Source organism: Nonomuraea longicatena, assembly GCF_039525605.1.
In the GTDB taxonomy this organism is placed as follows: Bacteria; Actinomycetota; Actinomycetes; order Streptosporangiales; family Streptosporangiaceae; genus Nonomuraea; species Nonomuraea longicatena.
Window position 1 is genome coordinate 185,374 of the sequence record NZ_BAAAHQ010000023.1, and the last position, 12,335, is coordinate 197,708.

15 protein-coding genes are annotated in these 12,335 nt (G+C 72.1%); 6 read left to right on the forward strand and 9 right to left on the reverse strand.

Going from position 1 to position 12,335, the window contains the following annotated elements:
- Nucleotides 1-14 precede the first annotated feature (14 nt).
- The 6 genes from ABD120_RS22010 to ABD120_RS22035 all read right to left on the reverse strand — a co-directional run bounded on the left by ABD120_RS22010 (nucleotide 15) and on the right by ABD120_RS22035 (nucleotide 5,533).
- On the reverse strand, nucleotides 15-446 hold the full coding sequence (locus tag ABD120_RS22010; RefSeq protein ID WP_343951851.1) for a hypothetical protein: 432 nt from the start codon (nucleotides 444-446) through the stop codon (nucleotides 15-17).
- Nucleotides 447-553: 107 nt separating this feature from the next.
- Nucleotides 554-775, reverse strand: coding sequence for a hypothetical protein (locus tag ABD120_RS22015; RefSeq protein ID WP_343951852.1), 222 nt, complete (start codon nucleotides 773-775; stop codon nucleotides 554-556).
- A gap of 98 nt (nucleotides 776-873) precedes the next feature.
- Entirely contained in the window at nucleotides 874-1,488 is a 615-nt protein-coding gene (locus tag ABD120_RS22020; protein WP_343951853.1) for a hypothetical protein, read from the reverse strand.
- A gap of 143 nt (nucleotides 1,489-1,631) precedes the next feature.
- Nucleotides 1,632-2,747, reverse strand: coding sequence for an NAD(P)/FAD-dependent oxidoreductase (locus ABD120_RS22025; RefSeq protein ID WP_343951854.1), 1,116 nt, complete (start codon nucleotides 2,745-2,747; stop codon nucleotides 1,632-1,634).
- Nucleotides 2,748-2,797: 50 nt separating this feature from the next.
- A complete protein-coding gene (gene sigJ / locus ABD120_RS22030; protein ID WP_343951855.1) occupies nucleotides 2,798-3,655 on the reverse strand; it encodes an RNA polymerase sigma factor SigJ in 858 nt (285 codons plus the stop codon).
- A gap of 36 nt (nucleotides 3,656-3,691) precedes the next feature.
- A complete protein-coding gene (locus ABD120_RS22035; protein ID WP_343951856.1) occupies nucleotides 3,692-5,533 on the reverse strand; it encodes an AfsR/SARP family transcriptional regulator in 1,842 nt (613 codons plus the stop codon).
- A gap of 194 nt (nucleotides 5,534-5,727) precedes the next feature.
- Here ABD120_RS22035 and ABD120_RS22040 point away from each other — a divergent pair, with 194 nt between their 5' ends.
- The 3 genes from ABD120_RS22040 (at nucleotide 5,728) to soxR (ending at nucleotide 8,664) form a co-directional block, all read left to right on the forward strand.
- On the forward strand, nucleotides 5,728-6,531 hold the full coding sequence (locus tag ABD120_RS22040; protein ID WP_343951857.1) for an AfsR/SARP family transcriptional regulator: 804 nt from the start codon (nucleotides 5,728-5,730) through the stop codon (nucleotides 6,529-6,531).
- A 131-nt stretch (nucleotides 6,532-6,662) separates the two neighbouring features.
- Entirely contained in the window at nucleotides 6,663-8,150 is a 1,488-nt protein-coding gene (locus tag ABD120_RS22045; RefSeq protein ID WP_343951858.1) for an MFS transporter, read from the forward strand.
- A gap of 28 nt (nucleotides 8,151-8,178) precedes the next feature.
- Nucleotides 8,179-8,664 (forward strand): redox-sensitive transcriptional activator SoxR, encoded by a 486-nt coding sequence (gene soxR, locus ABD120_RS22050; RefSeq protein ID WP_343951859.1) that lies wholly within the window; start codon nucleotides 8,179-8,181, stop codon nucleotides 8,662-8,664.
- Between the two features lie 17 nt (nucleotides 8,665-8,681).
- On the opposite strand, the gene ABD120_RS22055 is transcribed toward soxR, so the two are convergent.
- The gene (locus tag ABD120_RS22055) at nucleotides 8,682-9,029 is read right to left on the reverse strand and encodes a VOC family protein (protein WP_343951860.1); all 348 of its coding nucleotides are present in this window, start codon (nucleotides 9,027-9,029) and stop codon (nucleotides 8,682-8,684) included.
- Nucleotides 9,030-9,164: 135 nt separating this feature from the next.
- On the opposite strand from ABD120_RS22055, the gene ABD120_RS22060 reads away from it, so the two are divergent.
- Both ABD120_RS22060 and ABD120_RS22065 read left to right on the forward strand, forming a co-directional pair.
- Nucleotides 9,165-9,683, forward strand: coding sequence for a hypothetical protein (locus ABD120_RS22060; protein ID WP_343951861.1), 519 nt, complete (start codon nucleotides 9,165-9,167; stop codon nucleotides 9,681-9,683).
- 7 nt (nucleotides 9,684-9,690) lie between these two features.
- Nucleotides 9,691-10,275, forward strand: coding sequence for a TetR/AcrR family transcriptional regulator (locus ABD120_RS22065; RefSeq protein ID WP_343951862.1), 585 nt, complete (start codon nucleotides 9,691-9,693; stop codon nucleotides 10,273-10,275).
- A 14-nt stretch (nucleotides 10,276-10,289) separates the two neighbouring features.
- Here ABD120_RS22065 and ABD120_RS22070 read toward each other — a convergent pair whose 3' ends face one another.
- Both ABD120_RS22070 and ABD120_RS22075 read right to left on the reverse strand, forming a co-directional pair.
- Entirely contained in the window at nucleotides 10,290-11,492 is a 1,203-nt protein-coding gene (locus ABD120_RS22070; protein WP_343951863.1) for an MFS transporter, read from the reverse strand.
- A 25-nt stretch (nucleotides 11,493-11,517) separates the two neighbouring features.
- Complete coding sequence (locus tag ABD120_RS22075; RefSeq protein WP_343951864.1) at nucleotides 11,518-12,075, reverse strand: CGNR zinc finger domain-containing protein; 558 nt, start codon at nucleotides 12,073-12,075, stop codon at nucleotides 11,518-11,520.
- A 61-nt stretch (nucleotides 12,076-12,136) separates the two neighbouring features.
- Here ABD120_RS22075 and ABD120_RS22080 point away from each other — a divergent pair, with 61 nt between their 5' ends.
- Entirely contained in the window at nucleotides 12,137-12,319 is a 183-nt protein-coding gene (locus ABD120_RS22080) for a hypothetical protein (protein WP_343951865.1), read from the forward strand.
- The last annotated feature ends 16 nt before the right edge of the window (nucleotides 12,320-12,335 follow it).

A 12,335-nucleotide genomic window follows, 5' to 3' on the forward strand; every position in this document is an offset into this window, starting at 1 on the left:
CCCACCCTCTCCGCTCAGCCCACGAAGGGAGAGGAGAAGGCGAACTGCTCCCGCCTCATCAGGTCGGTGACCTGGACGGAGCCGAGGGCGCGGTCGAACTGGAAGGGCGCGTTGTCCGGGACGCTGCGCGTGGCGCAGAACGCCGTCTGCCCGTTCCGGATCCGGATGTCGGTGCACCGGGCGTTTCCGGGAAGGACGTCCAGCGTCGCGGTCATGTTCTCGACGTCCAGCGTGAAGCCCGCCCCGTTGAAGACCTCGGTCTGCGCCTGCTTCCAGTTGGCGCCGACACCCCAGATGCAGGCACGGGCCGACAGCCCGGGGAAGGTCAGGCTGGAGACCCAGCTTCCGCACGTCGGGTCCGCCGCGGCCGCGGCGCCGCCCGTCACCGCCAGGCACGGGACCGCCACCGCCGTCGCGATCAGCACTTTCACCACTCTGCTGCCCATCTCCCCGCCCCTTTCGCAGGTACCAGAACCGGCGTGGACGCCGTGCGTCCATGCTGTTGGCGCGGGGAGGGGGCGGACAACATTCGGTCCACTCAGTGGACCGGGGACTACGCGCTCTCGGCCATGCCCCAGCTGTGCAGGATGGCGGCGTTCTCGTCATGGGCCCGGCGGCCGTCGGCCTCACCGGCCGAGACCGCGTGCGGCAGCAGCGAGTCGTAGTCGGGTTCGTCCGGGGCGACGTCCCGGGAGCCGCTGACGCGGGTGCCGTCGGGCAGCGTCGTCGCGGTGGGGACACGGAGGATGCCGCTGTCGAGCAGTAGGACGCTCATGTGCGCGTTTCTCCTTCCATGCCCTTTGCCATGCCTTTTCATGCCCCGATCGTTGCCGTCAGCATAGCCCGACCGTCTGCCGGGCGGGAGGCGGCCGATCAGGTTGTGTGGTAGTGGCCGATGCCGTAGCGGCCCGCCAGCCACACGTACACCTCGTGGGCGATCGACCGGTCGCCGACGAGGCGGATCAGGTGCAGGGCATTGCGGGCCAGCACGCAGGCGAAGGACTCCACGAGCAGTTCGCCCGGGTCGTGCCGGTACGGCGGAGCCAGGTACGGCCGGCACCGGTTGTGCACGTGCAGCCAGTACTCCGAGCGGGACAGCACGCCGTCCATGTGGTCGACGGCGTGGCCGAGTTCGTGGCCGGTGACGCTGACCGACGGCGAGGCCACACTGCCGACGCCGATGCGGCGGAGCGCGGGGTCGTAGACCCCGGCGGATCGCTCCCAGGTTCCGGCCTGCAGGGGGAGCGGGACCGCTCGCAGATGCTCGAAGCCGGGTAAGTCGGGCACCGCACCCGGGCCGATCACGATGCCGCCGGTCAGGTGCGCCCCCAGGCGGGTGGCCAGGTGCCGGGGGACGGCCCCGACCGTCATGATCGCTAACAGCGTCTCGGCAGGAGGGAACGTTCCCGGCGACCACGCGCGGGTCAGCCGTTCCTCCAGCGGGCCGGCGTGGAGCCAGCCGGGCCGTCCTCTGCCGTGGTCGGCCACGCCGCTCCTCCTGCTTTCGCCTGCCGATGTTCACGAACCTTACCGGCTCAGGCCGGGCCGCACGTTCGCGAAGATCGACAGGCTCGGGTCAGGCGTGCCGCGGGACGCACGTCACCCTCCCGGGCGACGTGCGTCGTCCGGGATCAGAAGGGGATGTCGAAGTTGTAGTGGTCCGCGGCCCCGGTGATGGCGGCGGCGTCGTCGACGGGCGGGTGGATGAGGTCCATGATCCACTTCTTGACCTCTTTGCCCTTGGCGCCCGTCGCGACCACCCTGCGGTCCCAGCCCCTGGTGAAGACCGCGCCCGCCGCGCCGAGGTCGAGGCACGTGACGTACGGCCCGGCCGCGAATTCCCGCATCGGCAGCCCCAGCAACTCGGCGGCCGCGTTGTACCCGGCGACCATCCCGAGCGGCACCGCGTGCTGGCAGCTCTGCACCACGTAGTGGTCGGCGTCGAGCCGGGCGGCCGCCATGTCGCCCGCCGCGAAGACCGCACCGCCCACCCGCAGGTACGGGTCGACCTCCAGCCTGCCCAGGGCGTCGCGCTCGGCCGACACCTGCGCGGTGAGCTCACTGGCCCTGATCCCGCCCGTCCAGACGACGGCGTCCGTCTCGATCAGCTCGCCGTCCGACAGCCGCACGAAGCTCTCCCCGACCTCGGCCACGGTGACGCCGAGCCGCCGCTCGACGCCGAGTTCGTCCAGCGCGGCCTCGATGTCGGGACGCGGCCCCGGCCCCAGGTCCGGCCCCACCACCTCGGCCCGCTCCACCAGGATGACCCGGCCCCGGTCCGCCAGTTCGGTGGCCACTTCCAGCCCGGCGAACCCGGCGCCGACCACGACGACGGTGAAGCGCTCCCGCCGGCGCAGGTGCTCGGCGAGCCTGCGCGCCGCATCGAGGGTGTCCACGTCGAACAGCCACTCGGCGCCCGGCAGGTCCGGCTTGACGAGCTTGCTGCCCGCGGCCAGCACCAGCCGGTCGTAGCCGATGACCTCGCCGCCCGCGGTCACCGTGCGGGCGCCGGTGTCGAGGGCCGTCACGGTGCTCCGCAGATGGGTCACGCCGATCGGGCCGAGGATCCGGCTCAGCTCCACCTTGGCGCGGTCGGGCTCGGGCTCGTACAGGCGCGGACGCAGCACCAGGTGCTCGTTCGGCTCGACGAGGGTGATGCGCGTGTCCGCCTCACCGCGTGCCCGTGCGGCGCCCGCCGCGCTCCACACGCCGGCGAACCCGCCTCCCACGATCACTACATGGCTCATCTCGTTCTCCTCCTCAACGGTGCGTACACCAGGGAGACAAGACAGCCCGCTCAGATGTGACCGAGCTTCTCGGGATTGGCGACCCGCCGGTAGGCGATCACGCGGCCGTCGGCGAGTTCGACCGTGTCCACCCACAGCAGTGTGCCGTCCCGGTAGGCGGCCAGCGCGGGTGCGCCGTTCACCTCCACGACCCGTACGGTGTCCGGCGCGGCCTGGCGGGTGACCCGGACCGTCAGCAGCGCCACCCGCTCGGCGCCGAGAACGGGCACGCGCGCGGCCAGGACCCGCCCGCCGCCGTCCGACACGTAGACGGCCTCGGGGTGCAGCAGTTCGACCAGCGTGGCCATGTCACCGGCCTGCGCGGCGGCCTTGAACGCGTGGAGCACCCGCTCCAGTTCGGAGCGCGAGGCCCTGGGCCGCTGCTTCGCCTTGGCGATGCGGGCCCGCGCCCTGGAGGCCAGCTTGCGGCTGGCGGCGGTGGTGTTGCCGAGAACCTCGGCGATCCGGTCGAAGGGGAAGGCGAACACGTCGTGCAGCACGAACGCCACCCGCTCCGGCGGGCTCAGTTCGTCCATGACGAGGAGCATCGCCACGCTGACCGACTCGTCGACCAGCACCGGCTGCGCCGCGTCCGGGCCGGTGAGCAGCGGCTCGGGCAGCCAGGGGCCGACGTAGTGCTCCCGGCGTACGCGTGCCGAGTTCAGCACGTTGTAGCCGGTGCGCGCGGCCACCGTCACCAGCCAGGCGCGCAGGTCGGCCACGTCGGACAGGTCGGCGGCCGACGCCTTCAGCCACACGTCCTGGACCACGTCCTCGGCGTCGGCGACGCTGCCCAGCAGCCGGTAGGCCACACCGAACACCGCCGGGCGCGACAGCTCCCACTCGGACTGGAGGACGTGACTGGTCACACCCCAGATCCTATGAGTGCCGAGGCGGCCTGGCTCCTACCGGCACCCGCGCGGGTACCACTCGTGCATCCGGGCCACGGCCGCCGCGCGCTCCTGCGCCGTGCACTGCTCGACGGCGTACAGGCGCAGCAGGTCGTGCCAACGGTAGCGGGCGGGCGCGTACTGCTCGACGAGGTTTCGGTCCGCCAGCCGCGCGAGCCACCGGGCGGCGAGGTCGGCGCGGACGCCGCACAGGGCGGCGGCCGTTCCTGCGGTGAAGTCGGCGCCGGGCACCAGGCCGAGCAGCCGGAACAGGTCGCGCTCAGCCGGCGGCAGCGCCGTGTAGGAACGCTCCAGGGACTCGCGGACACCCGTGTGCTCGTCGAGGCGCAGGGCAGTGAGCCGGTCGCCGCGGCGGAGCGCGTCGGCGTAGCCGCGCACGCTCTGGTGCGGGTCGTGCGCGACGGCGGCCGCCGCGATCCGCAGGGCGAGGGGGAGCTGGGCGCACAGCCGTCCCAGCTCGCTCCTCGCCTCGTGCTCCGCCCGGTCGGCGCCCGGCCCGAGCAGGGACGTCAGCAGCGTCGCCGACTCCTCCGGCGAGAAGACCCCCAGCGTCAGATGCGAGCACCGGCCGTGGACCGACAACCCGCGCAGCCGGTCACGGCTGGTGAGCACGGCCACGGCGTCGGAACCGGGCAGCAGCGGCCGCACCTGGGCCGCGTCCCGCGCGTTGTCCAGCACCATCAGCAGCCGGCGGCCGGTCAGCGCACTGCGCAGCAGCGCGGAACGGGCCTGCAGCCCGGCCGGGATCCGCCGCGTGGGGACGTTCAGCGCCTGCAGCAGGACCTCCAGCGCGGCGACGGGTGAGAGCGGCTCGCCGGGCCCGAAGCCGTGCAGGTCGAGGTACAACTGCCCGTCGGGGAAACGCCGCCGCACGCGGTGCCCCCAATGGACGGCCAGCGCCGTCTTGCCCACGCCGGCGGTACCCGTGACGACCGCGACCCCTGCGGGCCCGTCGAGCAGGCCGTCCAGCGCCCGGAGCTCGCGCTGCCTGCCGGTGAACCCGGCGGCGTCCTGCGGCAGCTGCCACGGACGCACCGTGACCTTCTCCCGCCCGGCCGGAGGGATCCGCAGGCCGGGGTCGGCCTCCAGGATGGCGCGGTGGAGGCGGCGCAACTCGTCGCCGGGATCGATGCCCAGTTCCTCCCGCAGGACGGCGGCGACGGTGAGATAGGCGTGCAGCGCCTCGGCCTGGCGCCCGCTCCGGTACAGCGCGAGCATCAGCTGCGCCCACAGCCGCTCCCGCAGCGGGTGCGCGGTCGTGGCCGCCCGCAGCTCGGCGACGACGTGCTCGTGCCGGCCGGCGCGCAGGCTCAGTTCGAGCCAGCGTTCCAGCGTCCGCAGCCGCTCCTCGGCCAGGTGCACGGCGTGGTCGCGCTGCAGCGACGGGGACGGCACGTCGGCCAGCGCGGGCCCGCGCCACAGGTCCAGCGCCGCCCGGAGCAGAGCGGCCTCGGTGTTCCTGTCCGAGGTCTCCCCGGCGCGGCCGAGCAGGTCGCGGAACCGGGCGACGTCCACGTCGGCCGCGCCGACCCGGATCAGGTACCCGTCACGGGCGGTGCGGATCCGCTCCTCGTCGAGGACCTGCCGCAGCCGGGCGATGTGGGTGTGCAACGCCGCGCGCGCGTCGCGGGGAGCGCTGTGAGGGGTGCCGCCCGGCCACAGGTGTTCGATCAGTTCGTCGGCGGAGACGGCCTGGTTGGGATGGAGCAGGAGGGCGGCCAGCGCGATGCGCTGCTTGGTCGCGCCGACGGCGTCGCGCCGCCCGGATCTGACGAGTTCCACCGGGCCCAGCAGGCCGAACACGGTCCCCTGACCCGAGATGGCCGCCCCAGTCATAACGATGATCACCGTCTTCCCGGCGTGGTGGACGCGAGCGGAGGTGTCCCACGGGGATTGATCGGCCGCGCCGTACGGCGCCGATCAATCAATCGCGAGCGATCGGCCCCGTTTCGGCCGCTCGGGATGGCACACACTGTTCCAGTCCGACCTTGAGTACTTCTTGAACCTCCTGCCCGTCCGAAGGAGCGAGGGTGAGATTCAGCCTGCTGGGCGAGGTCCGCGTCAGCCTCGGTGCCACGCCGGTCCCCACGGGGCACGCGCGGCAGCGGAACGTGCTGGCGGCGCTGCTGGTGCACGCCAACCACGCGGTCCCGGTCGACCGGCTCATCGACCGGGTCTGGGACGATCCTCCGGCACAGGCGCGCGGCACGCTCTACAGCTACCTGTCCCGGCTGCGACGGACGCTGGCGGCCGCCGGCGGCGTCGGCATCGAGCGCCGCACCGGCGGCTACCTGCTCACCGTGGACCCTGCGGCGGTGGACCTGCACCGCTTCCGCGACCTCGTCTCCCGGGCGGGGGCGGCGCGCGACGATGCGGCGGCGCCGCTGTTCGCCGAGGCCCTCGGCCTCTGGCGTGGTGAGCCGTTCTCCGGCCTGACGCACCGCTGGCTCGACGGGCTGCGCGAGACCCTGTACGCCGAGCGCCTCGCGGCAGAACTCGCCTACACGGAGGTCCGGCTGCGCCGGGGCGAGCACGCGCACCTGACCGCCGAACTCGCCGGGCGGGCCGCGCGGCACCCTCTGGACGAGCGGGCGGCCGGGCAGTACATGCTCGCCCTGTACCGGGGCGGCAGGACCGCGGACGCGCTGAGCCACTACCGGGACCTCCGCGCGCGCCTGACCGGGGAGCTGGGCATCGACCCCGGCGCGGACCTGCGGGAGCTGCACCAGCGCATCCTCACGGCGGACCCGGACCTGCTCGCGCCCCCGCCCGGCGCCAGACCTGTCCCCCGCCGGTCAGACGACGTCGTCCGCGCTCTGCGCGCAATCCTCTGACCTGCCGGTTCCCCCGGATGAGGGTGTCGCACACCGCTCTATACCCCTGCTGACCTGCGCATTTGCCCTCAACCTCGGTTGAGGTGATGGGCTGTGCGCCGTCAGCCAGTGGACCAGAGAAAGCGGACAGCATGGACAGCACCCCGAAAACCTCCCACCCCCCTGCCACGGCGGAACGGCCGTCTCCGCTGACGCTTCCGGTGGTTCTGGTCGGCGTCGTCCTGGTGGCCATGTCCATCTCGGGGACGGCGGTCGCGCTGCCCGGCATCGGCCGCGAACTCGACACCTCGGGTTCCCCGCTGAACTGGGTCGTCGCCGGATACAATCTGGCCTTCGCCGCCATGACGCTCATCGCGGGCTCGGCCGCCGACCGCATCGGCCGCAGGCGGGTGTTCATCGCCTCGACGCTGGTGTTCGCGGCCGGATTCCTCGCGACCGCGCTGAGCCCGTCGATCATCCTCATCGACCTCGCCCGCATCGTCTCCGGAGCCGGAGGCGCCGGCATCATGGCCGCCGGGGGCGCCATCCTCGCCTCCAGCTACGACGGCGCCGCCCGCAACCGGGCCTTCGCGCTGATGGGCACCATGGCCGGTATCGGCATCGCCGTCGGCCCCACCCTGTCGGGCCTGCTGATCGACATCACCGGCTGGCGGGGCAGCTTCGCCGTCTTCACCGTCGTCAGCCTCCTGGCCGCCCTCGGCGCCACCCGGGCGCGCGAGTCCCGCGCCGCTGAGCGCGGTCCGGTCGACTGGGCGGGCAGCGCCCTGTTCGTCGCCTCGCTGTCGCTGCTCATGTTCGCCCTCCTGGAGGCGCCCGAACTCGGCTGGCTCCACCCCGGCATCCTGATCACGGGGATCGCCGGCCTGGCCGCGCTGGTCGCCTTCGTCCTCGTGCAGCGGCGCAGCCCGGCCCCGGTGCTGGCCCCGGAGCTGGTCGCCAACCGGGGCTTCATGGGCTGGAGCCTCGCGACGCTGACCACCTCCATCGGATTCCTCGGAGTGCTGGTCTTCCTGCCCACCTACCTGCAGACGGCGGCCGGACTGTCCCCGTCCTCGGCGGGCGTGGCGATGCTGCTGCTGACCGCGCCGGTCCTGGTCGTCCCCATGCTCGCGGTGACGCTGGTGAACAAGGGCGTGTCGGCCCGCCTGCTGATCACGATCGCGCTGGTCCTCGTCGTGGCCGGGAACCTGTGGCTGATGGCGCTGGAGGCCGACAACGCGGTCGCGGCCGTCGCGGTCCCGCTCGTGCTGATCGGCGTCGGCATGGGCGCCTCCTTCGGCATCGCGGACGGCCAGGCCATGGCCCTCGTCCCCGCCGACGCCGCCGGCACGGCGGCCGGATTCCTCAACACCCTGCGGGGCGCGGCGGAGGCGCTGGTGATCGCCGCGTTCAGCGCCTCCCTCGTCGGCATCCTCGCCGCCGAACTCGGCGACCCGACGCGCGCGGCCGCCGTCGGCGCCGGACGCCTCACCAGTGGCGCCGAGGCCGAGGAACTCGCCGCCTTCACCGGGTCCTGGCAGCTGACCCAGCTTGGTGTCGGGCTGCTCTGCCTCGTACTGTCGGTCACGGTGGTCGCCCTGATCCGAGGCCGCGCCGCCTCGTCCAGAACCGCCACCTGACCACCTCCGTCACGTCAAGGAGCCCGTCGTGCGCGCCAGTCCGGAAGACCACCTCACGATCGGTGAGATCATCCGCCGGACCGGCGTGTCCGCCTCCGCCCTGCACTTCTACGAGCGCAAGGGCCTGATCTTCAGCGAGCGCGGCAGCGGCAACCAGCGGATCTTCTCCCGGCACATGCTCCGCCGGATCTCCCTGATCATCGTGGCCAAGCGTCTCAACATCCCGCTGTCGGACGTCGCCGACGTCTTCACCACCCTGCCCACCGACCGGGCGCCCACCCACCGGGACTGGCAGCGGGTCTCCCGGATGTGGAAGAAGCAACTTGAGGAGCGCCGCCGCGCCATCGAGGACCTCGAACGCGAACTCACCGGTTGCATCGGTTGCGGCTGTCTGTCGATGAAGGCGTGCCTGCTCCTCAACCCCGACGACGCGCTCGAAGGCCGGGGGCCCGGCCCGGTGCGCCTTCAGGAACCCCGCGCCGCCATGCCCCGGCGCGGGGTTCGGACCCCGTAGCCGAGATCGCCGGCGGCTCAGCGGTGGCCGACGACGTTGACCACCGTCCCGTCCGGGTCGCGGACGAAGAAACGGCGCACGCCCCACTCCTCGTCGGACAGCGGGTGGACGATCTCGGCCCCGCTCGCGCGTACCGCCTCGTAGACGGCGTCGACGTCCCCGACCTCCACGCTGAGGTCGGGGTTCACCGTGGCCGTCGCGTCCTGGGTCATGAGGATGACCTGCGCCGTCGGGTTGGACGGCGAGACCAGGTTGATCACCCAGCCCATGTTCATCTCCTCACGGAAGCCGAGGAGCCGGTAGAAGGCACTGCTCGCGGCCGGGTCTGCGGTCGTGATGTCGGGTACGGCGCGGCGGATCGTCATGCCGTGGACCATAGCCGCTTTCCCGGCCGCCGCCGCGTCGTGGCGGGCGTCCGCGTCCGGAGTCACGCGCCGGGCCGGGGAACGTCCGAAACCATCAGCAGTACTAGAGGTGTGCACCACTGGTACACTATCGAGATGCGAGCCGTCGTGAGAGTTCTCGGCACCGTCTGCGTCTCGATTCTGCTGACCTACCCGCTATGGGCTCCCCAGTGGGGAAGCGGCATCCTGGGTGAGATCGCCGCACAGGGAATGCCCTCCGGCCTGCTGGCCGTCGCCGTCTTCTTCGGCCTGGTCGCGCTGTACTGCCGAGCGCTCCAGAACACCCTGCGCGCCGTACGGCCGGAGGCCAGGGTGGCCGCTCCCGCCTCCGTCTGGTGGATGTTCGCGATCCCCTACAACTTCACCGAGGACTTCTTCATCATGCGGAACGTCTCCGCCTCCCTCGCCGGCGACGGCCGCGCGAGCGGCGGTTTCGTTCGGCGATGGGCGGCTCTGGGGTACGGCTGGTGCGGGTTCCAGATCCTGTCGCTCTTCCCCGGGACCGCGGGATTCGTCGGCGGCGGGTTCGCCCTCCTGCTGTGGGCGGCACACTGGATCATGACCGTGCGGCTCAACCACATGCTCGTCAGCGCTCTGCTCCCGGACACCCGCTAGGAAGATCATGCCTCTGCCTCGTTTCGAGCGGCTGCCGGCCGACGCCCGCGCCGGCATCCTCGCGGTCGCCCGCGCCCACTTCGCCCGCGACGGCAAGGACGCCGCGTCGTTCAACCGGATCATCGCCGAGGCGGGCATCTCGAAGACCTCCGCCTACCACTACTTCGACGGCAAGGACGACCTCTTCGGCGCTGTGGTCGCCGACGCGGCCGCCCGCACCCTCGCCGTGCTCGGCAGCTGGCGCGAGGTGTCCACCGAGGATGAATTGTGGACGCAACTGGTCGAGGGCGCCGCCCGCCTGGCGGCGCATTTCACGCGGCATCCGGACGACCGGGCCGTGCTCGCCGGGCAGCGGCGATCCGGTGGGGATCCGTGGATCGACAGCCTGGTCGCGAACGGGGCCCGGATCGGCCTGATCGCTCCGCACCCCGGCATCGAACTGGTCGCCGTCGCGACCAAGGGCGTCTTCGACGCCCTCGACACGTGGGCTCTGGCCCGCCCTCGTGACCTCGACCACTCCGCCTCGGACACGCTGGTCCTGTTCCTCGCACGCCTCTGGAAAGCCCCTGGCCCCCCGGCCCCGGAGTCCTGAACGAACCGCCGGGATCAGGCCGACGGCCGCACCGGGACGCGCGCACGTACCCGCAGCAGCCTGAACATCGCCGCGATGCCCACCAACGGCCCCACCGCCAGCACGGCGAACGCCCACCGCCAGCCGACGGCCTGTTCGGCGGCCGGGACCAGCCAGATCGTCGCGCCCGTCAGCAGGAAGCCGAAGGCCATCTGCAGCGTCAGCGCGGTGCCGACGTAGCTCTGGTCGGCCAGCTCGGTGACCAGCGCGGAGAACTGCACGGAGTCGCCCACGACCGCGTACCCCCACACCAGCGCGACGACGACGAGCAGCCAGAGCGGCGCGTCCATGAGCAGGCCGATGCACGCGGCGCAGGTGGCCGACAGCGCCATCATCACGATCGCGGTGCGCTCGCGCCCGAAGCGGTCGCCGAACACTCCGCCGGTGTAGTTGGCCACCCCGCCGACGACGAACACGGCGAAGGTGACGTAGACGGCCAGAACCGAGCCCCCCATGCCCTGGCCGCGCAACGCGGCCGAGAAGAACAACAGGAACCACGTCCACATCGCGTAGAGCTCCCACATGTGGCACAGGTAGCCGACCATGGCCAGCCGGGTGCCCCGGTCATGCAGGATGCGCCGTGCCTGGCGTGGGTCCAGCACCGCTGCGGGGAACGGGTACGGTCCCTCGCGCACCACCCGCAGCGTGATCAGCCCGCCCGCCAGCGTCAGTCCCGAGGTGGCCACGATGACGGTGCGCCAGTTCAGACCGCCGAGGCCGTTGATCAGATGCGGGATTCCCGAACTCACGGTCAGGGCGCCGACCAGCAAACCCATCGCGGCCCCGCGCCCGTGCCGGTACCAGGTGGAGATGAGCTTCAGCGCGGGCGGGTACACCCCGGCGATGAACAGGCCGGTGGCGAACCGGGCCAGGCTGCCGGTGAGCGCGTCGTCGGTCAGCAGCAGGGCCAGGTTGGCGGTGGCGGCGCCGATCGAGCTCAGGAAGATGAGCCGTACGGGCGGCAGCGCGTCGGAGACGACGAACACCGCGGACAGGACCGCACCCGCGACGAACCCCCACTGCACGGAGATCGTCAGCCACGCCGCGAGGTCGGGTGTGAGCCCCCACTCCTGCTGGACCTGGGGGATCACGGCCGTCGCTGAGAACCAGGTCGACTTCAGCAGCAGCAGTGTGCCCGCCAGGACGAGCAGTGTACGACGGGCGTCCGCGGGTGCCATGGAGCGTTACCCCTCTCGACGGCGGTCAGGTGGAGGCCGCCGCCTGACGGGCGCGGAAGGCGGCGACGGTGGCGCGGTTGAGGCAGGTCTTGGAGCAGTAGCGTCTGCGCGGCCCGCGTGAGACGTCGGCGTAGACGCGCTCGCATCCGGTGTCCAGGCAGACGCCGAGCCTGCCCGCGCCGTGCTCACAGATCACGAACGCCAGCCCGACGGCGGTGTTGGCCCGGACACGGTCGATGAGCCCGGCTCCCGGCGGGGCGTAGTGCAGGTGCGGGCCCAGGCCGTGGTCGGAGACGTGCGGGTGCATGGGGACCGCGCCCATCACCGTGTTGAGCACCTCGATCGCCTGCTCCTGGCCGGTCTCGGCGAACACCGGCCGCAACAGCTCCGCCCAGCGGCGCAGCGCCTCGGTCTCTTCGCCGGTCAGTGGCGCGTCGACCTTGAAGTTGTAGGAGGTCAGCAGGGCGCCGAGGGTCTCGGAGGAGGAGTCTCCGCCTGCGGTGACGGCGTTGACCAGAGCCACTGCGGTGCCCACGCCGTCGTTGCGGTAGCCGCTCACTTCGGTGGGGCTGGTTCTCACCATGGAACCATTGTAATCTAATTTCACTGGTAATGATATTACGACCTGCTGTGAAGGTGGGGCCATGGACCTGAAGGCGTGCGAAGTCTGCGGTTCTACGGCGGAGCAGGAGATCCTCTCCTGCCACTCGACCTCGCTGGGCCGGGTGATCTACGTGCGCTGCTCCTGCGGCAGCATGGGCGTGCGCCTGACGCCGTTCGCGCAGCCGTCGTGGACCATCGTCGAGGTGAGCGGCCCGGCGGCCTGAGCCACCGGGCCGCTCA